Genomic DNA, 26,445 nt, shown 5'->3' with positions numbered 1-26,445 from the left:
TCGTCCGGTCATAACCTGCAGCTATCTGACGTAATCGGCCTGCAATTGCGTCAATTCCGCGTGAAATAGTGTCGATCATCACGCCGTGATTTTTACCACTTGTTTACAAAGGAGACGCTGCCGCCACGCAGGGGGGAGCGCGGCAGTCCATGTCCCGACATTCCTTTGGAGAGAGAGCGAATGATTCACCTGCATCACCGCCCGTTGGCGGTTGCCGTTGCGCTGTGCGTGACGGCCCTGGCACCGTTGGGTGCCGCTGCGCAATCCACCACCAACCTCGATGCGGTGGAAGTCACCGGTACCCGCATCAAGCGCGCTGAAGTCGAAGGCCAGGTGCCGATCCAGACATTGACGCGCGGTGACATCGAACGCACCGGCCTGACCTCGATCGGCGAAGTGCTGCAGCAGCTCACCGGTTCCGGTTCGGCGCTCAACGCCAAGTTCAACTCGTCCGGCAACTTCGGTTTCCCGCCCGATGGCAGTGGCGTGGGTGCCGGCTCGGCGCAGGTCGATCTGCGCCACCTGGGGGCCAAGCGCGTGCTGGTGCTGGTCGATGGCATCCGCTGGGTCAATGAGTCGTCCGCCTCCGGCGTCGGCTCGGCTACCGATCTCAATACCATTCCGCTGGCCATCGTCGAGCGCATCGAGGTGCTGGAAGATGGCGCGTCGTCGCTGTACGGCTCCGATGCCATTGCCGGCGTGGTCAACATCATCACCCGCCGTGACTTCGATGGTGGGCAGGTGACGCTGAACTACGGCGAGTACAGCAAGGGCGACGGCACGCAGAAGGGCGTGGACCTGGCCTGGGGCAAGAGTGGCGACCGCTTCAGCCTGTTCCTGGGCGCCAGCTGGACCAAGCAGGATCCGGTATTCGCCAAGGACCGCGAGCAGTCGCGCTTCCCGATTCCCGGCACCGGCCTGGCGTTCGGCAGCGGTGGCATTCCGCAGGGCCGTTTCATGTTCACCGACCCGAACACCGGTGCGGTGCAGAACATCGTGCCCAATACCGGCGTGAGCAATCCGCGCTACGACGGCAGCGCCGGCTGCAGCCGCACGGATGACTACCACTGCTTCACCACCGCCGACCGCTTCAACTTCGCCGAATACAACATGGTGCTGACGCCGTCGGAGCGCAAAGGCCTGTTCGGTCAGTTCCGCTTCGACATCACCGACAACGTGCAGTGGTACGTCAAGGCCCTGGGCAACCGTCGTGAGTCGACCAACCAGGCCGGCCCGGAGCCGCTGTTCTTCGGCCCCGATGGCGCGACCGGCAATCCGCTGGCCGACAACATCGTGGTCTCGCGCCTGAATCCGTACAACCCGTTCGGCTTCGATCTGGTTTCCGGCGACAACATGAGCCTGATCGGTCGTCGCCCGGTGGAAGGCGGTGCGCGCGTGTTCAAGCAGAAAGTGGACACCACTTACTTCGCCACCGGCCTGGTCGGTGATTTCCATGCCGCCGACCGCAGCTGGTACTGGGACGTCAACGGCATGTACAGCAAGAACAAGGCCGAACAGACCAACTACGGCAGCTATGACATCTACAAGGTGAACATGGCGCTGGGCGATCCGTCCGTCTGTGCGGCCACGCCGGGCTGCGTGCCGTTGAACATCTTCGGCGGCGTCGGTTCGATCACCCCGGACATGCTGAAGTGGATCCAGCCGGTGGTGCGCGACCGCAGCCAGAACGAACTGAGCCTGTTCACCGCCAACCTGTCCAGCGAGCTGTTCTCGCTGCCGGCCGGTCCGGTATCCTTCGCCACCGGCTTCGAGTACCGCAAGTACAAGGGCTCCTACCAGCCCGATCCGCTGACAGTGATCGGCCACTACAACGGCGTGCCGTCGCAGCCGACCTCCGGTTCCTACGACGTCAACGAGGCCTACCTGGAGTTGAGCGTGCCGATCTTCGCCGATTCCTCGTTCGGCAAGAAGCTGGACCTGAGCCTGGCCGGCCGCTATTCGGACTACTCCACCTTTGGTGGTGAATTCACGCCCAAGTACGGCCTGCGCTGGCAGGTGACCGATGACTTCGTGCTGCGCACCACCTACGCCGAGGGCTTCCGCGCACCGTCGATCGGTGAACTGTACGGCTCGGCGGCGCGTGCCGACCTGCAGCTGTTCGACCCGTGCTCGGTGGGTCTGGGCGGCACTCCGCCGCGTGGCAGCGCCGCCAACTGTGCCGCGCTGGGCGTGCCGGCCGGCTTCCAGCAGGCCAACTCGCAGATCTCGGTGACCACCGGCGGCAACCGTGAGCTGGAGCCGGAACGCTCGCGCAGCTTCAGCGCCGGCTTCGTGTGGAGCCCATGGTTCGGCAACAATGCGTCGTGGTCGGAGCGCTTCGACGTGGAAGTGACCTTCTACCGCCACGCCATCGATGGTGCGATCCAAGCGATCAACGCGCAGACCCAGCTGGACCTGTGCGTGGATACGCTGGACCCGGTCTACTGCGATGGCATCACCCGTGCCAGCACCGGTGCGGTCAGCAGCTTCAACAACCGCCTGACCAACCTGGGGTCGATCAAGACCGACGGCTGGGACGTGGATCTGTTCTGGACCCTGCCGCAGACCTCCATCGGCCAGTTCAAGCTGGCGTGGAAGAACACCTTCGTCGGCCGTTACGAGGCCACCGGCGCGGCCGGGCAGAAGCAGCCGCAGAAGCCGGGCGTGGAAGTGGCCGACAGCTCGATTCCGGAGTGGACCAGCAATGCCAGCATCGGCTGGACGATGGATCGCTGGAGCGCCAACTGGACGGTGCGGCACATCTCCGAGCTGACCGAGAACTGTGGCGATGCCGCGGCCTTCCCGGTGTGCAGCAACCAGGCAGCGGGCACCAACACGCTGTCGGCCACCACCTTCCACGACATGCAGGTGGGCTACAAGATCGACTGGATGAAGGGGTTGCAGCTGACCGCCGGCCTGAACAACGTGTTCGACAAGGATCCGCCGATCTGCCTGTCGTGCTCGTTGAACGGCTACGACGCTTCGACCTACGACATCCCGCGTGGCCGCTACTGGTACCTGCGCGCGGATCTGCGGTTCTAGTTTGAAGTGCCGGTGCCGGGGTAATTCCGGTGCCGGTATTTTTTGACGATGATGAGAATCATGAAGTTGGCAGGGTCATCTCGATAGCGCTAAATTGTCGTCGAACCTTCCAGTCAAGGAACGACATGTTCTCCAAAGAAATCTTGGTCGAGATCAACGAGAAGAGTTGGAAGAAGAAGTCTGTACCACCATGGGGGTTGAAGGCGCAGCCAAAGCAAATAGTCGACATTGGTCAGTCCCTGCTTCTCCTTGGTGCGCTAACTTCGCCAAATGGGCTGTCTGCAGGGTCGCCAGAGAGGTACTGGGCATGCGTCAGATATTTTTCTGCATGCGCTGCTACCGACGATCTTCGAATAAGTCTTCCGTTCACAAATTTGGATCCTCACCAGCGAGGGATTCTCAGTGATGACTTTGGAGTTGCCCTGTCTGTAAATTGGCTGGTCGAACAACTCGGTGGGGCGAAAAATATTGTTGATGGCCGTCAGTTCATAGTCAACATGGGGGTGAGGAAGAGTAAGAAGAAGATCCCTAAGGTTGGTCCTGGGAAGTGTCCGGATTTTGTCATTGAAGATAAGAATGGGCTCATGCATGTACTCGAGTGCAAAGGTACCCAGAGCGGAAGATCCTATCTTGATCGGGCTATGGCTACGGGTAAGGAGCAGAAGAAGGGGATCCGCATTGAGGGAGGGCTGCGTGGGGAAAGCCTTGTCATCGGTGTGCTGCTCAGTGATGAAAGAAGTCGATCCTCGTCGAGGATAGTTGTGGTTGATCCAGAGCCGCCGGCACTCACTGTTGTTAATGCAAGAAATAAAGGCAGGGCTCAGGAGGTCATGAAGCGACTTAGCTTTGCTAAGGCGATTAATTTGTCCGGATTCTCGCGTCTTGCGTTCGAAGTAGCTTGGCCGGATTCGCAAGGTATGGGTGACACTGAGATGAAATTACTTACGCCAATGGAGCGGCGTAGTGCCATGTCTGATCCAGATGATCGCTGGCGGGCGGTTCAGGCAGAATTGGATCTGGAGTTGGAGGGGCTCAGGCAGGAAGATCAGGGGGCGTTCTCAGTGAAGACCGTGCAGGTTGAGATCCCTGCGATTAAGTTGGACTCAGGGGAAATTGCCCGTCGCCTAACAATACGCAGAGGTATCAGCGCTCCTGCAGTGCTTGAGTTTTCTCAGGACAAAAGGGATGTCCGAAGTGTGCTGGAACAAGTGGCTCCAGGTGAGCAGGCAATTTCCATCGTCACTGAAGGCAATCATTCGCGCCTTGATTACGGTGACCTATTCTTCAGTGAAATGATATTTGACTGAGGCATTGGTCCGGGCCTACGCCTGTACGCACTGACTGCTGAGGAAGCAGAGCGATGATGCTGTTGTGAAATGAATGTGCTGAGCATGCGCTCGGCTTTCCACGTGCTGTGAGCGCCGGGATCAACCCGGCGCTGTTTACATCAGAACGACCAGGTGAACGTCAGCGAGCCGTTGCGGCCATCGCCATACGCACCGTAGCCGTTGATCTGCGACAGGTACTTCTTGTCCAGCAGGTTGTTGAGGTTGGCCTGCACGCTGAACTCCGGCGAGATGCGGTAGCGCACGAAGGCGCTGACCAGTGCATAGCCACTCTGCTTGATGCGGCCGTAGGCAGGTACCGGGTAGTAGATGCGGTTCTGCCAGTTGGCGCCGCCACCGACGGTCAGTTCCTGCAGCGACTGCGGGGTGTAGCTGGTGAAAAGCTTCAGGGCGGTTTGCGGCAGGTTGGTGTTGATGTCGGCGTCGTTGATGTCCTTGGCCACGTAGCGCGAGGCGCCGAAGGTGGCATTCCAGCCCGGTGCCAGTTCACCGTTCACCTCGAACTCGAAGCCACGGCTGACGGTGCCGCGTGCGGCGCGATAGGCGAACTCGTTCGGGCTGCCCTGCACCGGCTCGCCGGTGGCTTGGCCGACGTTGTCCTGTTCGATGCGGAACACCGCCAGCGAGGCATTCAGGCGGTTGTCGAACCATGCCCCCTTGACGCCCACCTCGTAGCTCTTGCCATCGACCGGATCGAGATAGCTGCCGTCGCGATCCTTCAGCGTCTGCGGCTGGAAGATCTCGGTGTAGCTGGCGTAGGTCGAGTACGTATCGTTGATGTCGAACACCAGCCCTGCATACGGCGTGGTGACCTTGTGTGCGCGGTCGGCGCCTTCGCCTTCGCTCTTCCAGTCGGTGTAGCGGGCGCCGATGATCAGCTTCAACGGATCGGCCAGTGACAGGCGTGCGGCGGCGTAACCGGCCTTCTGGGTGATGGTGCCCTGGCTGGCCAGTGCCAGCGGGTTCCAGTTCGGCTCGCTGATGTTGCCGGTCCAGTGCAGGTAGCTGGTGAACGGGTCCCAGGTCTTGCCGGCGCCACCGACCTGGTAGTCGCCATAGTTGGCATAGTCTCGCTTGTTGTAGCTCAGTCCGGCCATGAACTGGTGCTCGCGGCCGAACAGCTGGAACGGACCGTCAACGTAGCCATCAACACCGGTGACCTTGCGCTCGGTGTTGTAGAAACCCGCGGAAGGCGAGATGCCCGTGCCGTTGGTTCTGTCGAAGTTCGATGCGCCCGTGGTCCAGTCGTTGTATGCCGGGTAGAACAGCTTGTCGTCGGCCTTGGTCTCATCGTGCGTGGCACCGACCTTGAACTTCCAGCCATTGCTGAAGGCGTGCTGCAGGGTGGCGAACGCGCGCTTGCTGGTGGTGTCCCAGTAGGTCCAGTTCGGGCTGGCGTTGAACGATTCGTCATAGCCGGTGCGCGAGCCATCGGAGTACAGCATCGGGAAGCCGCCCCAGGTCGCGCCGTTGGCGCGCTTCTGCTGGTAGTCGTAGCCCACGCTCAGCTGGGTGTCCGGGGTCAGGTCGGCGTCGATGACCGCATAGCCCAGCGTCTTGCGCTGGTTGTAGCGATCCATCTGGCCGTCGGTGTCCAGGTAGCTGCCGATCACGCGGCCGCGCACGGTGCCGCTGGCGTTCAGCGCACTGCCCACGTCCACGGTGGTGCGGGTGCGGCCCCAGCTGCCGACGTTCACCGAGACGCTGCCGTTCAGTTCGGCGCTGTCGGCATGCTTGCGGATCAGGTTCACCGACGCGGACGGATTGCCGGCACCACTGAGCAGGCCGGTGGCACCACGCACCACTTCCACGCGGTCGTACAGCGCCAGGTCCAGGCCGGAATCACCGTAGCTCCAGTTCTGCACCATCTGCGTCGGCAGGCCATCGAACTGGTAGGCATCAATGTAGAAACCGCGCGCGTAGAACTCGGTGCGTTCGCTGTCGGACTGGGTGCTGGTCACGCCGGTGGTGTTGGCCAGCACGTCGATGATGTCGTCCAGGTTCTGATCTTCGATGCGCTGGTGGCTGATGATGCTGATCGACTGCGGGATCTCGCGCGGGGCCAGGTCGAAGCGGGTACCGGCCGAGGTGCGGCGCACCGAATAGCCTTCGGCGCGTTCACCCTTCACCACCACCTTGTCGAGGTTGGTCGGATCGGCGGCGGTTTCGGCGAAGGCGGCCGGGGCCACGGCGCAGAGAACGGCGAGCACGGCAACGGACAGCCGTTGTGGCTGCGGCGTACGGAAGACGGAACGGGTCATGGGGGTCCTGGACGAGCACGCGCGCTCGGCCGGCATCCAGAGGCGAGGCGCTAAGGGTGGGAAACGGACGGGCAGGCCGTCCTGGCACCACCGGAAACGAAAGAAATGGTAATACGAACTATTCCTATTTACAAATCATGAACAGATCGGTCTGCGGGTGCGCAGTGGCAGTCAGCGCAGCAATGGCAGCGGGTCGCGCGCGCCGTCGGTGCCGTAGACGCCCCAGTGCAGGTGCGGCGGCGTGCCCTTGGCGTTGCCGCTGTCGCCGACATGGCCGAGCAGATCGCCGGGTTGCACCACCTGGCCGCGTGCCAGGCCGTCGGCCCAGTCCTCCAGATGCGCGTAGTAGTAGCGTTCGCGCCCAGGCCCGATCACCCAGACCTGACGCCCGCCGAGCCCGCGTTCGCTGACATCCGCGACGACACCGGCCGTGGCGCTGCGCACTGGGGTGCCGCGTTTGGCGAAGATGTCGATGCCGGCGTGGGAGCGGTCACGGCCACGTGGCGCGCCGAAGGTATCGGCGATCTGGCGTGGCCGCACGCCGTCCACCGGCACCGGTAGTTGCGTGGCCGGCGGCATCCGCGAGAGCTCCCACAGCATCTTCGGTGCGGCCGCCCATGGGCTGTTCCACAGCGTCATCGCCGCGATGAGCGCAATGGCCAGCCACAGGCTACGCAGCAACCAGCGGCGCAGGCGTTGGGCGTGGGAGGACGGTGTATTCATGGCTCGACGCTACAGAACCGGTGCCAGCGGGACCTCGAAACTCCGCTTCAACGTGCCCAGCGCCACCGAGGTGCGGAAGCGCTCGATGTTGTCATCACCGCCGAACAACCGCTCGGTGATGGCCTCGTACTCTTCCATCGACGCCGCCGAAAGCAGCAGCAGGAAATCGCCATCGCCGGTGATGGAGTAGCACTGCTGCACCGCAGGGTCGTCCTGCACGCGGCGCCTGAACGGCGCCACGCGGTCGCGCTGCTCGCTGACCACGCGCACCTCGACGATGATGGTCAGCGGCCGACCGATCTTGGCTGCGGCGACCACCGCCACGTTGGCCGCGATCACGCCACTGTCCTGCAGGCGCTTGATGCGCCGTTGCACGGCCGGGGTGGACAGGTGCACGGACTCGGCGATTTCGCGCTGCGGCAGGGTGTTGTCCCGCTGCAGGAGGTCGAGGATGGCGCGGTCGAAACTGTCGAGCACGGGAGCGATGGCCATGGCGAGCAGAAGTTGCACGAACAGGCTATCAATTGAGCCAAGTGCTCGGCGCCGACGCAATAGACTTTGCGGATGCAGACCTCACGACTTGCGCCGATGTTGCCGGCGCTGGCGGTGCTCGGCTCGGTCACCTCGCTGGCCATCGGCACTTCCTACGCAAAACACCTGTTCCCGCTGATCGGTGCGCAGGGCACCAGCGCGCTGCGCGTGGGCTTTTCAGCGCTGTTGCTACTGCTGTTCTGGCGACCATGGCGCTGGAAGACCAGCCGCGTGGATGCAATCACCATCCTGCGCTACGGGCTCACCCTGGGGCTGATGAACCTGCTGTTCTACATGGCCCTGCGCACGATTCCCTTCGGCATCGCGGTGGCCATCGAGTTCACCGGGCCGCTGACGGTGGCGATGCTGTCATCACGACGCCCGATCGATTTCCTCTGGGTAGGCTGCGCGGCGGTGGGGCTGCTGTTGCTGCTGCCGATCGGCGGTGGCCCCGCGCTGGACCCGGCCGGCGTGCTGTACGCGATGGGCGCTGCGGCCTGCTGGGGCCTGTACATCGTGTTCGGCAAGCGTGCCGGTCATCTGCATGCCGGGCACTCGGTCTCGCTGGGGCTGCTGGCGGCGTCTCTGGTGGTGGTACCGGTGGGCGTGGTGCATGCCGGTGCGGCGCTGCTCGACCCGAAGATCCTGGCGGCGGGCCTGCTGGTGGCACTGGTGTCCAGCGCGATCCCGATGTCGCTGGAAATGATGGCGCTCAAGCGCCTGCCGAAGGAGACCTTCGGCATCCTGATCAGCATGGAGCCGGCGGTGGCCGCGCTGTGGGCGATGCTGTTGCTGCACGAGCACCTGCACGGGCTGCAGTGGCTGGCGATCGGCTGCACGGTGTTGGCCTCGGTGGGCAGCACGATGACCGCGCGGCGGTTGAAGGCACCCGTCACCGCCTGAAAAAGGGGACGGAGGGGATTAAGTCGTTTGTGCCCCGATTTAGGGGGCGCCGGGCGGCGCCCGGCGCAGAGCGTGCGGACCAACGGTCCGCACCTACCGTAACGGCGAGTCAGCGCAGGGCGTCGGCCGGGACGTCGATCTGCATCGCCAGGGCGAGGTGATCGGAGAACGCGGCCGGTACGGCTTCCACGGTGCGGGTCTGCAGGCCGCTGCTGACCAGGATGTGGTCGATGGCGCGGTCCGGGCGCCAGCTGGGGAAGGTCGGCACGATGCAGCCCGGGGGCTGCAGCCGGGTCTTCTGGTACAGCACCTGCATTTCCGGGCGCTCGGCCAGGCAGTTGAAGTCGCCCATCAGCACCGCGTTGGGGTGGTCGGACAACAGCTCGGCGATGAAGCCCAGCTGCGACATCCGCGATCCCGCGCCCAGCGACAGATGGGCCACAGCCACCGCCAGGCCATCGGCGCCATCGCCGAACTTGGCCAGCAGCACGCCGCGCCCGCCGATGCGGCCGGGCAGGGCGTGATCCTGCACTTCAACCGGTTCCAGCTTGCTCAACAGGCCGTTGGCGCTGGAGGCGACCCCACCCATGCGCCGGTTCGGCTGGTGGCTCCAGTAATTGAAGCCGGCGCGCTGGGCCAAATAGTGGGTCTGGTTGGTGAAGCCCGAGCGCAGGCTGCCCGGGTCGGCCTCCTGCAGGCCGACGATGTCATGGTCGCGCGCCAAGGTGGCGATCGCGTCAAGGCTGCTGCGCTTGCGACCCGCCGGCAGCGCATGTGACCAGCTGCGGGTCACATAGTCGCTGTAGCGGCGGGTACTTGAGCCGGCCTGGATGTTGGCCGTCAGCAAGCGCAGGGTCCGTGTACGGGGGGAATTCACGGCCGGGAAACGCTTCTCTTGGATCAGTGAGCCTGGGCCGCACCGCGTTCGCGGGCGATCAGGTGGTCGGCGATGCGCAGCATGTCCGGGAAGCTCTTGCCCTTCACCAGGTACTTGCCGTTGACGATGATCGACGGGGTGCCGCTGATCTGGCTGCGCTGCGCGAACTGCTTGGCCGAGTTGGTCTTGGCATTCACCGCGAAGCTGCCCATGGTGGCGGCGAACTGCTTCGGATCCACGCCGTAGGCACCGTAGAACTTGGCGATGTCTTCCACCGAATCACGGCCGCGCTCGCCCTTCAGGGTCTTCTGCGAGTGGATGGCGGCGTACAACGCTTCGTGGGTCTTCTCCTGCACGCCCAGGGTCTGCGCTGCGTAGAAGGCACGGGCGTAGTCATCCCAGGTGCCGCCGAACATGGCCGGCACGTAGACGAAGTTCACGTCGCTCGGCAGGCCGGCCTTCCACGGGCCGACCAGCGGCTGGAATGCGGCGCAGGCCGGGCAGACGTAGCCGAAGATCTCGGTCACTTCGATCTTGCCGGTGGCCGGCTGGAACGGCTGGCCGTTCGGGATCACCTGGTAGTCGGCACCTTCCACCGGGGCCGGGCCGGTCAGTGCGGCGGTGGTCGGGGCCGGTGCGGTGGCCGGAGCCGCTTCGGCCGGGGCCTTCTCGCCTTCAGCGGCAGCCGGCGCGGCGCCTTCGCTGCCCGCCGCCGGCGCAGCAGCCGGTTCGGTGGTGGCTGCCGGGGCTGCAGCCGGTTCGGCCGGGGCCGCGGTGGTGTTGGTGCTGCCGTCATCAGCCTTGCAGGCAGCCAGGATCGGCAGCAGCGCTGCGAGGGCGAGGGCGTAACGGATCTTCATGGAAACGTCTCCAGCATCTGGAATGGTGGGGCCGGCGCCAGGCGCCGGCCAGAGGGAAATGATGACATGCGGCGGCGACAGCGCCGTGTCGGTGGTGGGTGTTGGTTCAGCGGCCGCGGGCAGCGCGGGCCTGGGCGATCAGCGCCGAGGCGATGCGCAGCTGGTCGTCGAAGCTGTTGCCACGCACCAGGTACTGGCCGTTGATGATCAGCGCCGGGGTCCCCGGGATCCTGGTGCGCTGGGCGAACGCGCGCGCGGCATCGACCTTCTTCTGTACGGCGTCGCCGCGCAGGGCCTGCAGGTAACGGTCCGGGGTCACGCCATACGCCTTGTAGAAGGTGGCGAGCTCATCGGCCGAGACGTTCTGCATCGGCAGCGATCCCTGCTCGTGCAGGGCCTTGAACACGGCAGCGTGGCTGCGCTTGGCCACGCCGACCTCGTCGGCGGCGTAGTAGGCAAGTGCCCAGGCATCCCAGGCGCCACCGAAGGCAGCCGGGACCGGGGTGAAGCGCACGTCGGCCGGCAGCTTGGCCGCCCAGGCTTCCAGCTGCGGTTCGAAGTGGGCGCAATGCGGGCAGGTGTAGCCGAAGACCTCGACCACCTCGATCTTGCCGGCCAGCGGCTGGAACGGGCCCGGCTGGGCGATGCGCTCGTAGTCTTTGCCCTCGACCAGCGGGGCATTGGCGGGGGTAGCGGCGCAGGCTGCCAGCGGCAGCAGCACCAGCACGGACAACAGCAGGCGGGAAATCAACCTCATCGACACGCATCTCCGTTGAAAAAAGCAACGCCGGCGCGGTCGCCGGCGTGAAGGAAACATACCGCAGGCGCGGGCCGTGGTGGCGGCCCGGGCCGACCAGTGGTGGTCAGGGGGCGGCAGCCGGTTGCGCCGACGGGGGGGCAGTGGCCACATCGTCGGCCTTGTTGTGCAGGCCCTGCAGGTAGCTCGACAGCGCCTGCACCTCCTGCTCGCTCAGCTTCTGCGCGACTGTCGCCATGATCTGGAAGTGGGCCTTGTCGGTCTCGTTGGTCTGGCCGGCCTGGTATTCCTGCAGGCGGCGCGCGACATAGCTGGCGTGCTGACCACCGATGTGCGGATAGGCCGGACCCGGATTACCGGCACCGCTGGGGCCGTGGCACGCCATGCAGGCCGGCAGGCCGCGCTTGGCGTCGCCGCCACGGTACAGCTGCTGGCCGATCTCGTAGAACTTCATGCCCTTGTACGGGCCGTCGGTGACTGCCGTGTCATCGGCGATGCCGGCGGTGGCCTTCTGCGTGGCGAAGAACGCGCCGATGTCGCGCATGTCCTGCGGGGTGAGATTCTGCACGAACGGCACCATCGCCACCGCCGCACCGGAGCTGCGCTGCCCATTGGCGATCAGGGCCATCTGCTGGGCGACGTAGCGTTCGCTCTGGCCGGCGATGGACGGGTACATCTCCACCGTGGAATTGCCGTCGGCGCCATGGCAGGCCGCGCAGGCCGAGGCCTTGGTCTGGCCGGCCTTGGCATCGCCCCAGTGGGTCTTGCTGAAATCCACCTCCAGCGAGGCGGTGTTGATCGGCCCGTTGTCGGGCAGCGGGGTCAACGTGGTCTGCGCGAACGCAGCAGCGGCAACGACTACAGCAGTGGCAAGGGCGGATACGGCAAGAACGCGAGCGTGGCGCATGCTGAAGCTCCGTATGGACCGGGCCGGGCGGTGGCCGCCGGCATCGCCCGGATTATCAACGCCGTTTCCGCGCACGGTCAACGCAGCAGTGCAGCAAAATGCCCGCAGGGGCCGCCGGCACGGGCGCGCGGCGCCGCAACATGCGATCCTAGGCACATGTCATTGCTCATCGAACGCGCCCGTTACCACCTTTCGGCCCACAACGTGCGGCAACTGCCGCCCGACGAAGGGGCCGAAGTGGCCTTCGCCGGCCGCTCCAACGCCGGCAAGTCCAGTGCGCTGAACGCGCTGACCCGCCAGAACGCCCTGGCCCGTGTCTCCAAGACCCCTGGCCGTACCCAGCAGCTGGTGTTCTTCCAGGTCACCCCGGAAGCGCATCTGGTCGACCTGCCAGGTTATGGCTATGCAAAGGTGCCGCTGGACCTGCAGGCGCACTGGCAGGCCTTCATCGACAAGTATTTCCGCACCCGCGAAGCCCTGAAGGGGCTGGTGGTGGTGATGGACATCCGCCATCCGCTGAAGGACTACGACCGGCAGATGCTGTCCTACGCCGTGCAGCGCGGCCTGCCGGCGCACGCCCTCCTGACCAAGGCCGACAAGCTCAGCCGCAGCCAGCAGATGCAGTCCCTGCAGAAGGTGCGCAAGGAACTGCAATCGGCCTACGGCGACAGCGTCAGCGTGCAGGTGTTCTCCGGCGAAGACCGTACCGGCGTGGACGAAGCCCGCGGCGTGATCGGCGGCTGGCTGGGGCTGGAATAAGGCATTTCCGGTCGCCCGGCTGGCAGCCGGGCGCTACCCGATCGGTGGGTGCCGACCTTGGTCGGCACACCCTCACAACGGCGAATACTCCGCCGGCACCCACGCATAGGCCTTGCCCTCGCCACGCACATGGCCCAGGCCTGGGAAGGGCAGGTGCGCACCGGCCACCCACCAGCCGTTGGCGGTGGCCTGCTGCAGCAGCCCGCGACGGCTGGCGATGGCCGCTGTGCGGTCCGAATCGGCCTCGAATGCCGCCTCCGGGTGCGCGAACTGCACCGCATGGAAGTGCAGCACATCACCCCATACCAGCAGTGACTGGCCCTGGCTGTCGAACCGGTAAGAGACATGGCCGGGCGTATGGCCATGGGTGTCCATCGCCACCGCGCCGCCGGGCAGGGCGTCGCCGGGGCTGAAGGTGCGCAGGTGGCCGCTGGCCTGGTATGGCGCGACCGCATTGCGTGCCAGCGGGAAGGCGAAGCGCACGCCCTTTGGCGCGGTGCCCTCGCTGGCCGGGTTGAGCCAGTAATCGGCATCGGCCTTGGACAGCCACACCGTGGCATTGGGATAGGCCGGCTTGCCCTGCGCGTCGAGTACGCCGCACAGGTGGTCCGGATGGGCGTGGGTCAGCAGCACCTCATCTACCTCGGCCGGGTCCACGCCGGAGGCGCGCAGATTGCCCAGCACCTGGCCCAGGCCGGGTCCGAAGCACTGCGCGGTGCCGGTGTCGACCAGGGTCAGGTGGTTGCCCTGGCGGATCAGGAACGCATTGATCGCGGTCTGCAGGCCCTTCTTGTCTTCCGGCACGTAACGGCCTTCCAGCAGGCGGCTGACCAGCGTCGGCGGCACGTCCACCACTTCCTGCCGGCCCAGCGCGACCACGCCGTCGAACAGGGCGGTGACCTGCAGCGCACCGACGCGCTGGTGATAGACGCCGGGCACCTGCTGGGTGGGGGCGGGCGAAGTGGCCTCGGCCAGCGCGGCCAGCGGCAGGGACGACAGGGCCAGCAGCAGGGCGCCGCGCAGCGGCAGGTGACGCAGGGTCATGGCGGTTCTCGGTGGATGACGGGCGGTTCCGTTGCCGCATAGCGTGCCGTGGCCGGCGTGTGCACGGCGCTCAAACCACTGCGCGGAATGCTCAGGGAGGGGGTGTTGTCTGCAGGGCTGCGCCCTGCACCCGCAGAGGCAACGGCCGCAGCCAAAGCAACGTCAAAAACTGGTTTCCTGTGGGATGGCGGGGTGGGTCCGGTTGCGGGGGACGCTGCAAGTACATCCATGTAGCTCGGTCGCCGCATCCATGCGGCTCACGCCCCCGCAACCGGACCCACCCCGCCTTCGACAGTTTTCCGCGATCTGTTGGAACGACGTATTGCCCCGGTGGGTGTCGACCTTGGTCGATACAGTAGATCCACGCCATGCGTGGATGACTCATTCGATATGTGACAGATGTGTCGACCAAGGTCGACACCTACCAACAGCCGCGCGGAACAAAGCCGCAGTTGCCAACAGCCGAGTGAACCTGTCGAAGGTGGGGCGGTGTGGGTGGGCAGGACCGTTGGCGCCATGGATGGCGCCATCGAGCCCCCAGGGACGGGTTTACGGCGTGTCCTGCCCACCCACACCGCCCCGCCATCCCACGGAATGCACGCTGTTGCTGTTGCTGTTGCTCCGGCTCTTGCTCTCGCTTCGGCGGGTGCAGGGCTGCAAGCCCTGCCGAAACCCTTCAAATGTCTGTGGGAGCCAGTCCGTACTGCTCGGCGAAGCGCTTGCTGAAACTCGCCGCAGACCGGTAGCCCGCGCGCGCTGCCACGGTCTTCAACGGCAGGTCCGTGGTGTAGAGCAGCTGCATGCCATGCGCCAGCCGTGCCTCGGTGAGCAGCTGGCGCAGGCTGGTGTCCTCGGCGGCAAGACGGCGGCGCAGTGTCGCGCCGCTCAACGCGAACTGTTCTTCCACATCGCGCGATTGCCAGTCGCGGGCCGGTTCGGCGGCGATGCGGTCGCGGATCTGTTCGCCCAGGCTCGGTGCCTGCGGCAGCAGCAGGTTGCCGTGGCCCTGCCGGCACAAGGTCAGTACCAGCGAGGCCAGGGCCAGCCGCGCTTCGCTGTAACGGCCGTCCTGCAGCGATTGCCGCCACTGGCGCAGCACCGCGCCATGATCGATCAACGGCAGTCGCGCCATCGCCTGGCCTGGCGCGGGAAGCTCCTCGCTCCACAGTGTGCGAGCGGCCGCCAGCACTTCGGCACACAGCGGCACGATGGCGCTGAGGTAGCGGCCACTGCGTGGGTCGGGGGTGTTGACCACATCGATGCGGCAGCGCTGGGTCAGCAGCAGGATGTCGCCGGGGATGAACTCCAGCGACTGGTGCGCGGTACGCACCTGCTTGCGGCCTTCCAGCAGGATCGCGAACTGCGGTTGCGGAATCTCCACCGAGCTGGCGCCATGTTCGCGCCGAGCGGTGATGCACGCATAACCTTCGGCGCGTGCGCAGCCGGCCAGACTGGCCATCTCGGCCAGCAGTGCGGTAACTGGCGGCAGCATGCCGGTCATGTCACCTGGGCGCCGAACAGGCGACCGACGCCTGCAGCGGCGGCCATTGCCAGTGCACCCCAGAACATCACCCGTATTGCGCCGCGTACCGGCGGGGCGCCGCCGGCCTGGGCTGCCACCGCGCCGGTCAGGCACAGGCCGAGCAGGGTACTGGCCGTGGTCATCAGTGCGACCTTGTCGACCGGCGCCAGCAGGGCGGTCAGCACTGGCAGCGCCGCACCGCAGGTGAACGCACCGGCCGAGGCCAGCGCTGCCTGCAGCGGGCGGGCGCGCAGGGTATCGGTGATGCCCAGTTCGTCGCGGGCGTGGGCACCCAGCGCATCGTGGGCGGTGAGCTGTTCGGCCACCTGCCGCGCCAGCGCAGGCTCCAGGCCGCGGTGGCGGTAGATCGCGGCCAGCTCCTCCAGTTCGCTGTGCGGATCGTCGCGCAGCTCGCGCTTTTCCATTGCCAGGTCGGCCGCTTCGGTGTCGGCCTGGGTCTGCACCGAGACATATTCGCCCGCCGCCATCGACATCGCGCCGGCCACGGTACCTGCCACGCCGGTGGCCAGGATGGTCGCAGCCGAGGCGCCGCTGGCGGCCACGCCGACCACCAGGCCAGCCACCGAGACGATGCCATCGTTGGCGCCCAGCACGGCGGCTCGCAGCCAGCCGACGCGCTCGGAGCGATGCAGTTCGGGGTGTCGTGAATGGCGGCTCATGGCTCTGAGTGTACGAGGGTCAAGAGGGCGTCGGTAGGATGCTGAAACCCGTCACCGTCGCATGACGCAACGGGGTGCCACGCTATAGTGCGCCCTTGCGATGGAAGGCCGCGAGCCCCACATCCCCCGCCACCGTCCAGCGAGCCTTTCCCTTGTCGAGCCCCAGCCACGTCGCCGATACCCCCATTACCGACCGCTCGCAGCTGGTGGAGGTGATCGCCTCCGGCGAGAAGCCCCGCGCGCAGTGGCGCATCGGCACCGAGCACGAGAAGTTCGGGTTCCGCCTGGATGACCTGCGCCCGCCGACCTTCGAAGGCGAGCGCGGCATCGAAGCGCTGCTCAACGGCCTGGTCCGCTTCGGCTGGGAGCCGGTGCAGGAGAACGGCAACACGATCGCCCTGCTGCGCGATGGCGCCTCGGTGACGCTGGAACCGGCCGGCCAGCTGGAACTGTCCGGCGCGGCGCTGGAGACCATCCACCAGACCTGCGTGGAGACCGGCACCCACCTCAACGAAGTGGCGCAGGTGGCCGGCGAACTGCAGCTGGGTTTCCTCGGCATGGGCTTCCAGCCGAAGTGGAAGCGCGACGAGATGCCCTGGATGCCCAAGGGCCGCTACAGGATCATGCGTTCGTACATGCCCAAGGTCGGTTCGCTCGGCCTGGACATGATGACCCGCACCTGCACGGTACAGGTGAACCTGGACTACGCCACCGAAGCGGACATGGTGAAGAAGTTCCGCGTATCGCTGGCGCTGCAGCCGATTGCCACCGCGCTGTTCGCTGATTCGCCGTTCACCGAAGGCAAGCCCAACGGCTACCTGAGCTACCGCTCGCACATCTGGACCGACACCGACGCTGACCGCACCGGCATGCTCGACTTCGTGTTCGAGGATGGCTTCGGTTACGAGCGCTATGTCGATTACCTGCTCGACGTGCCGATGTATTTCTCCTACCGCGATGGCATCTACCACGACGCCAGCGGGCAGAGCTTCCGCGATTTCATGCAGGCCAGGCTGCCGGTGCTGCCGGGCGCGCTGCCGACGCTGCGCGACTGGTCGGACCACATGACCACCGCGTTCCCGGAAGTGCGCCTGAAGAAGTATCTGGAAATGCGCGGCGCCGATGGTGGTCCGTGGAGCCGCCTGTGTGCGCTGCCGGCGTTCTGGGTCGGGCTGCTGTACGACGACACCGCACTGGATGCCGCCTGGGACCTGGTGCGTGACTTCACCCTGGCCGAGCGCCATGCACTGCGCGACGGCGTGCCGAAGCATGCGATGAGCCTGCCGTTCCGCAATGGCACGGTGCGCGACCTGGCCCGCGAAGCCGTGAAGATTTCCGTCGAAGGCCTCAAGCGCCGCGCGGCGCGCAATGCCGACGGCCAGGACGAGAGCAAGTTCCTGGACGTGCTGCAGGAGATCGTCGAATCCGGGCTGACCCCGGCCGAGCGCAAGCTGGCGCTGTTCCATGGCCGCTGGCACGGCGACGTCGATCCGGTGTTCCGCGAGTTCGCGTACTGATCGCCATGCGGGGGTGCCGGCCAGCGGCCGGCACTACCAGAAGAAAAACCCCGGCATTGCCGGGGTTTTTCTTTTTCGCATCTGCCCTGGATCAGGCCGCGTTCTTCATCGTCGCCATGTCGATCACGAAGCGGTAGCGCACATCGTTCTTTGCCATGCGTTCCCAGGCTTCATTGACGTTCTTGATGTCGATCATCTCGACGTCGCTGACGATGCCGTGCTCGGCACAGAAGTCCATCATTTCCTGGGTTTCGGCCATGCCGCCGATCGCCGAGCCGGTCAGGTGCTTGCGGCCGAAGATCACGCTGCCACCGGTCAGCGGCGGGTCCAGTTCGGTCAGCACGCCGACCAGGCACATGGTGGCTTCACGCTTGAGCAGGCCCATGTACGGGTTGGTGTCATGGCCAACAGGGATGGTGTTGAGCAGGAAGTCGAAGCTGCCAGCGTGCGCCTTCATCTGCGCGGCATCGCGCGAGACCAGCACCTCATCGGCGCCCAGGCGCTTGGCGTCGGCACCCTTTTCCGGCGTGGTGGTGATCATCACCACGTGCGCGCCGAGTGCCTTGGCGAACTTCACGCCCATGTGGCCGAGGCCACCGAGGCCGATCACGCCGACCTTCTGGCCCGGGCCGACCTTCCAGTGGCGCAGCGGCGACCAGGTGGTGATGCCGGCGCACAGCAGCGGGGCGGCGGCCTTCAGGTCGAGGGTGTCGGACACCTTCACCACGAAGCGCTGTTCGACCACCACGTGGTCGGAATAGCCGCCGTAGGTCGGCGCGCCGCTTTCGCGTTCACGGCCGTTGTAGGTCCAGGTCGCGCCCTCTGCGCAGTACTGCTCCAGGTCGTGCTCGCAGGCATCGCAGTGGCGGCAGGAGTCGACCATGCAGCCGACGCCGGCGTGGTCGCCGACCTTGAAGCGGGTGACGTTGCTGCCGACTTCGGTCACCCGGCCGATGATCTCGTGGCCCGGCACCATCGGGTAGATCGAGCCACCCCAGTCGTCGCGGGCCTGGTGCAGGTCGGAGTGGCAGATGCCGCTGTAGAGAATCTCGATGCGCACATCGTCCGGGCCGACCGCGCGGCGTTCGAACTCGAAGGGCACCAGCGGGTCGGTATGGGAGTGGGCGGCGTAACCACGGGCGAGGGACATGGGGAATCCTTGGCAGGGTTTGTCGAAAGGCGTTTTACAATACGCCCCGTACCCAGCCGCAAGAAGCACGGATATCGGCATGATTCATCAAGTGAAACTGCACAATCATGGCCACTGACAATCTCACCCACCTGGCCGCGTTCGCCGCGGTCGCCCGTCACCGCAGCTTCCGCCGTGCCGGCGCCGAGCTGGCGCTGTCGACCTCGGCGGTGAGCTATGCGATCCGCGCGCTGGAGGAACGGTTGGGCGTGGGCCTGTTCCATCGCACCACCCGCAGCGTGGCCCTGACCGAGGCCGGGCAGCGCCTGCTGGAACGCCTGCAGCCCGCGCTGGGCCAGGTGAATGACGCGCTGGAGGAGATGAACCAGTTCCGCGCCGCGCCGGCGGGCCTGCTGCGTATCAATGCTACCCGCGCCGCAGTGCCGACCCAGTTGGGGCCACGGCTGGCGCGCTTCCTGCACGCCCATCCCGACGTGCGGGTGGAGCTGACCGAGAACGATGGCCTGGTCGATATCGTTGCCGAAGGCTACGACGCCGGCGTGCGCCTGCACGAGTTCGTACCCGAGGACATGGTGGCGGTGCCGATGGGCCCACCGCTGCGTGGCTTGATTGTCGGCTCGCCGGACTACCTGCGGCGGCGCCCGGCGCCACAGCATCCGCGCGACCTGGCCGCACACGAATGCATCCGCTTCCGCTTCGCCAGCGGGCATCTGTACAAGTGGCAGTTCGAGCGCGGTGGGCAGGCGCTGGAGATCGATGTACCGGGGCGGCTGACGCTGTGCGAGCAGGGCACCGTGGTCAGAGCGGTACTCGATGGCATCGGCCTGGCCTATGTGCTGGAAGACACCGCACGGCCCTACATCGAATCGGGGCAGATGGTGGCGGTGCTGGAAGACTGGAGCGAACCGTTCGCCGGCTTCGCGCTGTATTACCCGAAGCAGCGGCAGATGCCTGGAGCGCTGCGCGCGTTCGTGGACATGCTGCGCGAGTGAGTTGCTGCAGGAGTGCCGAACAACGGTCGGCACCGTGGAAGGCCATTGCCGACCAACGGTCGGCACCCACCGGGGAAGGCCATTGCGGGGCAGGCCATTGCCGACCAACGAATCGGGACCGGCCGGTAGATCCACGCCACGCGTGGATGGAGCAACCTTACGGCGCCTGCAACACCGGCGCCAACAACGCCACGCAGTCGCGCAGGTGCACGTCCACCGGCGCATCCTCGGCCACCACACCGATCACGCGTTCGCGCAGCGGCTCGGCCACGGCCATCGCCAGCAGCAATCGCGCCATGCGAACAGGATCACCCTCGCGCAGCAGCCCACGCTGTTGCTGGCGCGCCAGCCAGTCGGCCAGCAGCGCACGGCCGCGTTCGATGCCGTTGTCCAGATAGGCCTGCAGCAGCGCGTCCTTGCCGGGAAAGTCGGTGGCCAGCAGGCGGAATACCTGCACCGCCTGCGCCGACAGCGCCTGCGCGCACACCGCGTGCAGGATGTCCTGCAGCAACGGCACGACCTCTTGGGCATTGCGCGCATCGCGCTGCAGTTGTGGCGCGAAGCCGTCGGTCCACTCACGCACCGCCAACCCAACCAGTTCCTCGCGGTTGCTGGCGTGGCGGTAGACGGTCTTCTTCGCCACCCCGGCGTGCGCCGCCACCGCTTCGATGGTGGTGGCCTCGTAGCCCTGCGCCAGCAGCAGTTCCAGCGTGGCCTGCAGCACGGCGTGGCGGACTTCGGCTTCCGGCCGCGCAGGGCGGCCGCGGCGGCGGGTCGGTGATGTGGGCTCGGGCACGGTGGTGCTGTTCATTGCGCCCATCTTACCGCATCCGGACAATTGCGAAACGGATAGCGTTTCCGTATTGTCGGGACTCCCAACACCGCAGGAGACCCCGATGGATACCGCTGTGAACGCCCGCGCCTGGCTGGACCACCACGATCTGCTTGACCCGGCACCGATGCACCTGGAGACCGGCATCCAGCGCCGCGAAGACGGCACCCTGCTGGTGGCGGTGCGCACCGATCTGCACGGCTGCAAGGGCCGCATGCTCGACTGGTGGTTCACCTTCTTCGAGACCACCCAGCACATCCGCTGGTGGCATCCGGTCGATCATGTCGAGCATCGCGGCTGGGACGCGGCCTGGCAGCGCGGGCGCAGCTACCACGGCGCCAGCATCCATGCCGTGGAATCACTGGCCGACATTCCGCCGGTGGCGGCGCGCCTGAAGTTCCATGACCCGCGCACGTTGCTGGTGCCCGAGCGCCTGCAGGCGGCACAGGATGCAGGCGATGTATCGGCGGTGATCGCCGCGCGAATCGGCTTCGGCGACCAGGTCCGTCTGGATGCAAACGCTGACCCCTGCGACGGGCAGATGCTGCACGTCGCACGCGATACGCCGTTTGGCTGTGTGCTGCGCAGCCGCTTCGTGCTCGGCCTGGACAGCACCGATCCGCACCGCGATGCCGGCGATGCGGTCGGGCTGGGCCTGCTCAAGCACTGCTACACGGAGTTCAGCTTCCTCTCGCGCCTGCTGCCGTCGCTGTACTACGGCGAGCGCGCCAACGGCGAAGCGGTGCCGTTGCCGTGGTGAACAGCGCAACGGTCATTCGACCAGCGCGTCGTAGCCTTCGCCACTGAACTGGATCAGGCAGAAGCCGTGGCCGAACGGATCGGCCAGCACGGCGATGTGCCCCCAGCGACGCTCGCGTACGGATTGCTCGAGCGTCGCTCCGGCTGCGACTGCACGTACCAGCGCGGCTTCGATGTCATCCACCACCCAATCCAGGTGCAGCGGCGTCCAATGGCGCTCGTAGTCGCGCACGTCGCCGTCTTCGGTGGCGGCGCTGCCGGCGTCGTTGTGCAGCAGGTAGAGCGGCGTTGGCCCACCGAGCAGCTCCACGGCGCCCGGGCCGAGACGGCGGCCGATGCGCAGGCCGAAGGCCCGGATGTAGAAGTCTTCGGCGGCGGCCAGGTCGGGCACGTCGAGGTTGACGATGAAGCTGTGGGCAGTGGCGTTCATGGCAGCGATGGGCGGCATCCGGTGGTCGCAGTCTAGTCCTGCCGCGTGCTGCGGCCGGTTCATCTCCTGCGCGGATTCGGGCAAGCTGGGCGGTCTCCATCGACAAGGACATCCATGAGCGCGCTATCCGGCATCGAACAGGCCACCGGCCAGTCCTTCCCGCCCCTGTTCAAGCAGCTGCACGCAGCGGATCGGTTGAGTTGGGGTGCCCCACATCCGGAATGGTCCGAGGTGGTATTCCCGACGCTGCAGGCGGATCCGCCGGTGCTGCTGTATGCCCAGGACTATGAGCCCCTGGAGGACGATGAGCTGCTCGAGGCGTGGCAGGAGTTGACTGCGGAGGATCATTACAATCCCCTGCGCACTGACCTGCAGTTGCTGCCCTTTGCGCGGACCGGCGGTGGCGACAGCTACTGCTTCTGGAGCAACGCGCCCGGCTTTGCCGAGCCCCCCGTCGTGCTGGTGTGGCATGACGATGATCGTGCCGATGTGCTGGCGGCCAGCTATCAGGATTTCCTGTTCCGCAAGATGGTCGAAGCCGTTGCTGACTACCAGGGGCCGTACACGCTGCTGTCGCACGGCGAGCTGGCCAGCAACCTGCGGCGCTGGCTGCAGAGCCACCAGCCGTTCCTGCGCGATGACCAGTACGCAGCCCTGCAGCGGCTGTTCGCCCGCGTTGACGATATCGCTGAAGGAAACATCAGCGACGAGGATGCACAGGCCATCGTCGCTGAGGTGATCGGCTTCGAGCGGTTGGACGAGTCGTTCGCCTACGTGCGCGAGGACGCCTGAAGGCCGGGGTCGGATCCGCGCGCAGCGTGGCTCTGACGCCTTGTGCGCCGAACAGGGGTCAGAGCCCTTTCCGTTGGAAAGGGCTCCGACCCCGTGGGGGATCAGCCCGCGGCCGGGTAGTCGAGGTAGCCTGCTTCGCCGCCACCGTAATAGGTGCTGCGGTCGGGCGTGGCCAACGCGATGTTGCGCTGCAGGCGTTCGACCAGATCCGGGTTGGCGATGAACGGCTGGCCGAACGCGGCCAGGTCGATGGTGCCCGCTTCGACCAGCTGCAGGGCGCGTTCGCGGGTCATGCCACCTGCCAGGATGACGGTGCCACCGTAGGCCTGCTTGAACTGCCGCAGGAACGCCTCGCCCAGCACCGACCGGCCCGCCTGCAGGTTGTCGTTGAGGTGCACGTAGGCCAGCCCACGCTTGCCCAGTTCCTCGGCCAGGTACAGATAGGTGGCTTCATTGTCGGGATAGAACGGCATGTCGAAGGTGAGGTTGTTCGGTGCCAGGCGCACGCCGATGCGATGCGCACCGATACGCTGCGCCATCGCATCGACGGTCTCCAGGATCAAGCGCGCACGATTGGGCAGCGAGCCGCCGTAGCGATCATCACGCTGGTTGATGAGCGGGTTGAGGAACTGCTCGAACAGGTAACCGTTGGCCGCATGCAGTTCGATGCCGTCGAAGCCGGCCGCAATGGCGTTGTCTGCCCCGCGCACGAAGTCGTCGACGATACCGGGGATCTCCGCGGTCTCCAGTGCACGTGCCGGAGTGGGATCGGCGTGGCCGCGGCTGCCATCGTCCAGGTACACGAACGAGGTGTTCTTCGGTGCGCTGGCCACCGGGCGGGTACCGGCGCTGACCGGTTGCCCACCGTCGGGCTGCAGCGAGGAATGCGACATGCGGCCGACGTGCCAGAGCTGGGCGAAGATCGTGCCCTGTGCGGCATGCACCGCCTCGGTGACACGCTTCCACCCTGCCACCTGCTCGGCCGACCAGATGCCCGGCACGTCGATGTAGCCCTGGCCCTGCGGCGAGACAGGCGTGCCTTCGCTGATGATCAGGCCGGCGCTGGCGCGCTGCCGGTAGTACTGCGCGGTGAGTTCGTTGGCGACCGCTCCGGGGTTGCGGGCACGGGTCATCGGCGCCATCGCGATGCGGTTGCGCAGGGAAGTGCCTGCAAGGTCGAAGGGGCGGAACAGGGCGGCGGTCATGTCGGTCATCTCGGTGCGGGGGAAGGCGCCAGCGGCGCGATGCACACAGGATGGAGTTGACATGCGGGCGCATAAAGCGCTTCGATCTCTCTGGGTGCGGGACTATTTGTCCCCAATGGAGCGCGAACGATGCTGCCGCTGGAATCGTTGAATGGCCTGGTCACGTTCGTCACCACGGCCCGCTCAGGCAGCTTCACCGAGGCCGCCGACGCGCTGGGCATCTCGCGCTCGGCGGTGGGCAAGGCCGTCGCCCGGCTGGAAGCGCGGCTGGGGGTGCGCCTGTTCCACCGCACCACGCGGCGCATCGCGCTGACCACCGATGGCGAGGCGTACTACGCATCGTGCGCGGCGGCGCTGGAAGAAATCTCCGCCGCCGAGGCCTGCCTGGGTTCGGCCGGCCTGCCCAGCGGGCGGCTGCGCATCGACATGCCATCCTCGTTCGGGCGCCTGGTGGTGCTGCCGGTGCTGTTGCGGCTGTGCCGGCAGTACCCGGACCTGCAGTTGACGATGACCTTCACCGATCATTTCGTCGATCCCGTCGAGGAAGGCATCGACCTGCTGATCCGCTTCGGCGGGCTGCACCAGGCCGAGCATCTGGTGGCGCGGCGGCTGGGGCGTCAGCGACTGGTCACCTGCGCATCGCCGGAGTACCTGCAGGCGCACGGCGTGCCACGCACGGTGGAGGAACTGGCGCAGCACCGCAGCATTGTTGGCTTCCGCCACGGGCAACCGGTGTGGTGGCGGATCGGTAGCGAGGAGGACGAAGGGACATTCATCCCGAATGCGCCGTATCAACTCAATGACGGCGACGCGGTGATCGAGGCGGCCATCGCCGGGCTTGGTATCTGCCAGATGCCGGTTTCACTGGTACGCCGCCACCTGGATTCCGGCGCGTTGCGGTCGGTGCTGGATGCGCACATGCAACGGCACATCGATATCCACGCACTGTGGCCACCGACGCGCCACCTGCGGCCCAAGGTGCGCTACGTGGTGGATGAGCTGACCCGGTTGGCGGGTGAGGGATTGTTTGATTGAACCGGCCGGGATTGAGTCCGTGGCTCCGGTTTGTATACTATCCCCCAGTATAGTTCCAAGGTGGCCCGCCATGCCGCACTCCCCCGAAGAGAAGAAAAAGGTCCTGGCCCGCGTGCGCCGCATCCGTGGCCAGTGCGATGCGCTGGACCGCGCGCTGGAAGCCGGCGCCGACTGCGGGCCGGTGCTGCAGCAGATCGCCGCCATCCGTGGCGCGGTCAACGGCCTGATGTCCGAGGTGATGGAGGCTCATCTGCGCGAGGAGTTCGGGCAGCCCGCGGCCTCCGATGAACAACGCGCCGAACGCGTGCGCGACATGAGCGCGTTGATCCGCTCGTACCTGAAATAAACGATGGCGCAACATGGCGCCGCCCATCCTGTCATTGCCTGTCTCTGGAGAGTCCACCCATGAAGTCCCGTGCCGCCGTCGCCTTTGGTCCCGGCCAGCCGCTGAAGATCGTCGAGATCGACGTCGCCCCGCCGAAGAAGGGCGAAGTGCTGGTCAAGATCACCCACACCGGTGTCTGCCACACCGATGCGTTCACCCTGTCCGGCGATGATCCGGAAGGTCTGTTCCCGGTGGTGCTGGGCCACGAAGGCGCCGGCATCGTGGTGGAGGTCGGCGAGGGCGTGACCAGCGTCAAGCCCGGCGACCACGTGATTCCGCTGTACACCGCCGAGTGCGGCGAGTGCCTGTTCTGCAAGAGCGGCAAGACCAACCTGTGCGTGGCCGTGCGCGCCACCCAGGGCAAGGGTGTGATGCCCGATGGCACCAGCCGCTTCAGCTACAACGGTGAGCCGCTGTACCACTACATGGGTTGCTCGACCTTCAGCGAGTACACCGTCGTTGCCGAAGTCTCGCTGGCCAAGATCAACCCGGACGCCAACCCGGAACATGTCTGCCTGCTCGGCTGCGGCGTCACCACCGGCATCGGCGCGGTACACAACACCGCCAAGGTGCAGGAAGGCGACAGCGTGGCCGTGTTCGGCCTCGGTGGCATCGGCCTGGCGGTGATCCAGGGTGCACGCCAGGCCAAGGCCGGCCGCATCATCGCGGTGGACACCAACCCGTCCAAGTTCGAGCTGGCGCGCGAATTCGGTGCCACCGACTGCATCAATCCGAAGGATTTCGACAAGCCGATCCAGCAGGTCATCGTTGAAATGACCACCTGGGGCGTGGACCACAGCTTCGAGTGCATCGGCAACGTCAACGTGATGCGCGCGGCGCTGGAATGCGCGCACCGTGGCTGGGGCCAGAGCGTGGTGATCGGCGTGGCCGGTTCGGGCCAGGAGATCTCCACCCGTCCGTTCCAGCTGGTGACCGGGCGCAAGTGGATGGGCACCGCCTTCGGCGGCGTGAAGGGCCGCAGCCAGCTGCCGGGCATGGTCGAGGATGCGATGAAGGGCGATATCGAACTGGCTCCGTTCGTCACCCACACCATGGACCTGGACAAGATCAACGACGCCTTCGACCTGATGCATGAAGGCAAGTCGATCCGTTCGGTGGTCCACTACTGAGCCGCG

At 66.1% G+C, this 26,445-nt stretch carries 25 protein-coding genes; 11 read left to right on the top strand and 14 right to left on the bottom strand.

Features of this window, described 5'->3' with window-relative positions; translation table 11 throughout:
- Positions 1–180: 180 nt before the first annotated feature.
- Positions 181–3,042 (top strand): TonB-dependent receptor plug domain-containing protein, encoded by a 2,862-nt coding sequence (locus AC5P67_RS00805; RefSeq protein WP_005414478.1) that lies wholly within the window; start codon positions 181–183, stop codon positions 3,040–3,042.
- A 125-nt stretch (positions 3,043–3,167) separates the two neighbouring features.
- Entirely contained in the window at positions 3,168–4,349 is a 1,182-nt protein-coding gene (locus tag AC5P67_RS00800) for a hypothetical protein (RefSeq protein WP_012481258.1), read from the top strand.
- A gap of 140 nt (positions 4,350–4,489) precedes the next feature.
- Here AC5P67_RS00800 and fhuE read toward each other — a convergent pair whose 3' ends face one another.
- The 3 genes from fhuE to AC5P67_RS00785 all read right to left on the bottom strand — a co-directional run bounded on the left by fhuE (position 4,490) and on the right by AC5P67_RS00785 (position 7,864).
- Positions 4,490–6,649: a ferric-rhodotorulic acid/ferric-coprogen receptor FhuE gene (fhuE, locus tag AC5P67_RS00795; protein ID WP_111117932.1), complete on the bottom strand. Its 2,160-nt coding sequence runs from the start codon at positions 6,647–6,649 to the stop codon at positions 4,490–4,492.
- A 171-nt stretch (positions 6,650–6,820) separates the two neighbouring features.
- Positions 6,821–7,372 (bottom strand): M23 family metallopeptidase, encoded by a 552-nt coding sequence (locus AC5P67_RS00790; RefSeq protein ID WP_049396487.1) that lies wholly within the window; start codon positions 7,370–7,372, stop codon positions 6,821–6,823.
- Positions 7,373–7,381: 9 nt separating this feature from the next.
- Positions 7,382–7,864 (bottom strand): Lrp/AsnC family transcriptional regulator, encoded by a 483-nt coding sequence (locus AC5P67_RS00785; protein ID WP_012481255.1) that lies wholly within the window; start codon positions 7,862–7,864, stop codon positions 7,382–7,384.
- A 72-nt stretch (positions 7,865–7,936) separates the two neighbouring features.
- Between AC5P67_RS00785 and AC5P67_RS00780 the strand changes: the two genes are divergently transcribed.
- Positions 7,937–8,806 carry an EamA family transporter gene (locus tag AC5P67_RS00780; RefSeq protein WP_012481254.1) on the top strand — a complete coding sequence of 290 codons (870 nt, stop codon included), beginning with the start codon at positions 7,937–7,939 and terminating at the stop codon, positions 8,804–8,806.
- 109 nt (positions 8,807–8,915) lie between these two features.
- Here AC5P67_RS00780 and AC5P67_RS00775 read toward each other — a convergent pair whose 3' ends face one another.
- The 4 genes from AC5P67_RS00775 to AC5P67_RS00760 all read right to left on the bottom strand — a co-directional run bounded on the left by AC5P67_RS00775 (position 8,916) and on the right by AC5P67_RS00760 (position 12,207).
- The gene (locus tag AC5P67_RS00775; RefSeq protein ID WP_005411026.1) at positions 8,916–9,653 is read right to left on the bottom strand and encodes an endonuclease/exonuclease/phosphatase family protein; all 738 of its coding nucleotides are present in this window, start codon (positions 9,651–9,653) and stop codon (positions 8,916–8,918) included.
- Between the two features lie 53 nt (positions 9,654–9,706).
- The gene (locus AC5P67_RS00770) at positions 9,707–10,543 is read right to left on the bottom strand and encodes a thiol:disulfide interchange protein DsbA/DsbL (protein WP_005414471.1); all 837 of its coding nucleotides are present in this window, start codon (positions 10,541–10,543) and stop codon (positions 9,707–9,709) included.
- 106 nt (positions 10,544–10,649) lie between these two features.
- The gene (locus tag AC5P67_RS00765) at positions 10,650–11,300 is read right to left on the bottom strand and encodes a thiol:disulfide interchange protein DsbA/DsbL (protein WP_005411024.1); all 651 of its coding nucleotides are present in this window, start codon (positions 11,298–11,300) and stop codon (positions 10,650–10,652) included.
- A gap of 106 nt (positions 11,301–11,406) precedes the next feature.
- Positions 11,407–12,207 carry a c-type cytochrome gene (locus tag AC5P67_RS00760; protein WP_005411023.1) on the bottom strand — a complete coding sequence of 267 codons (801 nt, stop codon included), beginning with the start codon at positions 12,205–12,207 and terminating at the stop codon, positions 11,407–11,409.
- A gap of 156 nt (positions 12,208–12,363) precedes the next feature.
- Here AC5P67_RS00760 and yihA point away from each other — a divergent pair, with 156 nt between their 5' ends.
- Positions 12,364–12,966 (top strand): ribosome biogenesis GTP-binding protein YihA/YsxC, encoded by a 603-nt coding sequence (gene yihA, locus AC5P67_RS00755; protein ID WP_005411022.1) that lies wholly within the window; start codon positions 12,364–12,366, stop codon positions 12,964–12,966.
- Positions 12,967–13,038: 72 nt separating this feature from the next.
- Here the strand turns inward: yihA and AC5P67_RS00750 are convergent, their stop codons facing one another.
- From AC5P67_RS00750 to AC5P67_RS00740, 3 genes are all read right to left on the bottom strand, one after another.
- A complete protein-coding gene (locus tag AC5P67_RS00750) occupies positions 13,039–14,010 on the bottom strand; it encodes an MBL fold metallo-hydrolase (RefSeq protein ID WP_111117931.1) in 972 nt (323 codons plus the stop codon).
- A gap of 676 nt (positions 14,011–14,686) precedes the next feature.
- On the bottom strand, positions 14,687–15,511 hold the full coding sequence (locus AC5P67_RS00745; RefSeq protein ID WP_005411020.1) for a helix-turn-helix transcriptional regulator: 825 nt from the start codon (positions 15,509–15,511) through the stop codon (positions 14,687–14,689).
- On the bottom strand, positions 15,508–16,212 hold the full coding sequence (locus AC5P67_RS00740; RefSeq protein WP_012481248.1) for a VIT1/CCC1 transporter family protein: 705 nt from the start codon (positions 16,210–16,212) through the stop codon (positions 15,508–15,510). Before AC5P67_RS00740 ends, AC5P67_RS00745 begins: the two co-directional genes overlap by 4 nt.
- A gap of 152 nt (positions 16,213–16,364) precedes the next feature.
- On the opposite strand from AC5P67_RS00740, the gene AC5P67_RS00735 reads away from it, so the two are divergent.
- On the top strand, positions 16,365–17,729 hold the full coding sequence (locus AC5P67_RS00735; RefSeq protein WP_495214262.1) for a glutamate--cysteine ligase: 1,365 nt from the start codon (positions 16,365–16,367) through the stop codon (positions 17,727–17,729).
- Positions 17,730–17,820: 91 nt separating this feature from the next.
- Here AC5P67_RS00735 and AC5P67_RS00730 read toward each other — a convergent pair whose 3' ends face one another.
- Positions 17,821–18,879, bottom strand: coding sequence for an NAD(P)-dependent alcohol dehydrogenase (locus AC5P67_RS00730; RefSeq protein WP_024956059.1), 1,059 nt, complete (start codon positions 18,877–18,879; stop codon positions 17,821–17,823).
- A gap of 107 nt (positions 18,880–18,986) precedes the next feature.
- On the opposite strand from AC5P67_RS00730, the gene AC5P67_RS00725 reads away from it, so the two are divergent.
- The gene (locus AC5P67_RS00725) at positions 18,987–19,871 is read left to right on the top strand and encodes a LysR family transcriptional regulator (RefSeq protein WP_024956058.1); all 885 of its coding nucleotides are present in this window, start codon (positions 18,987–18,989) and stop codon (positions 19,869–19,871) included.
- 157 nt (positions 19,872–20,028) lie between these two features.
- On the opposite strand, the gene AC5P67_RS00720 is transcribed toward AC5P67_RS00725, so the two are convergent.
- Complete coding sequence (locus AC5P67_RS00720) at positions 20,029–20,691, bottom strand: TetR/AcrR family transcriptional regulator (protein ID WP_005411015.1); 663 nt, start codon at positions 20,689–20,691, stop codon at positions 20,029–20,031.
- Between the two features lie 76 nt (positions 20,692–20,767).
- On the opposite strand from AC5P67_RS00720, the gene AC5P67_RS00715 reads away from it, so the two are divergent.
- A complete protein-coding gene (locus tag AC5P67_RS00715) occupies positions 20,768–21,463 on the top strand; it encodes a DAPG hydrolase family protein (protein ID WP_005411014.1) in 696 nt (231 codons plus the stop codon).
- Positions 21,464–21,475: 12 nt separating this feature from the next.
- On the opposite strand, the gene AC5P67_RS00710 is transcribed toward AC5P67_RS00715, so the two are convergent.
- Entirely contained in the window at positions 21,476–21,892 is a 417-nt protein-coding gene (locus tag AC5P67_RS00710) for a VOC family protein (protein ID WP_049403557.1), read from the bottom strand.
- 114 nt (positions 21,893–22,006) lie between these two features.
- Between AC5P67_RS00710 and AC5P67_RS00705 the strand changes: the two genes are divergently transcribed.
- The gene (locus AC5P67_RS00705) at positions 22,007–22,684 is read left to right on the top strand and encodes an SMI1/KNR4 family protein (protein WP_005411012.1); all 678 of its coding nucleotides are present in this window, start codon (positions 22,007–22,009) and stop codon (positions 22,682–22,684) included.
- Positions 22,685–22,785: 101 nt separating this feature from the next.
- Here AC5P67_RS00705 and AC5P67_RS00700 read toward each other — a convergent pair whose 3' ends face one another.
- Positions 22,786–23,889 carry an alkene reductase gene (locus AC5P67_RS00700; RefSeq protein ID WP_005411011.1) on the bottom strand — a complete coding sequence of 368 codons (1,104 nt, stop codon included), beginning with the start codon at positions 23,887–23,889 and terminating at the stop codon, positions 22,786–22,788.
- 129 nt (positions 23,890–24,018) lie between these two features.
- Between AC5P67_RS00700 and AC5P67_RS00695 the strand changes: the two genes are divergently transcribed.
- From AC5P67_RS00695 to AC5P67_RS00685, 3 genes are all read left to right on the top strand, one after another.
- Positions 24,019–24,924: a LysR family transcriptional regulator gene (locus tag AC5P67_RS00695; protein WP_049396494.1), complete on the top strand. Its 906-nt coding sequence runs from the start codon at positions 24,019–24,021 to the stop codon at positions 24,922–24,924.
- A 70-nt stretch (positions 24,925–24,994) separates the two neighbouring features.
- On the top strand, positions 24,995–25,270 hold the full coding sequence (gene frmR / locus AC5P67_RS00690; protein WP_005411009.1) for a formaldehyde-responsive transcriptional repressor FrmR: 276 nt from the start codon (positions 24,995–24,997) through the stop codon (positions 25,268–25,270).
- A 59-nt stretch (positions 25,271–25,329) separates the two neighbouring features.
- Entirely contained in the window at positions 25,330–26,439 is a 1,110-nt protein-coding gene (locus AC5P67_RS00685; protein WP_108270532.1) for an S-(hydroxymethyl)glutathione dehydrogenase/class III alcohol dehydrogenase, read from the top strand.
- Positions 26,440–26,445: the final 6 nt, after the last annotated feature.

It is taken from the genome of Stenotrophomonas sp. YJH_SMC_21 (assembly GCF_059369555.1).
The sequence above is the reverse complement of the archived record's forward strand: the minus strand, read 5'-3'. Positions and strand labels throughout refer to the sequence as shown.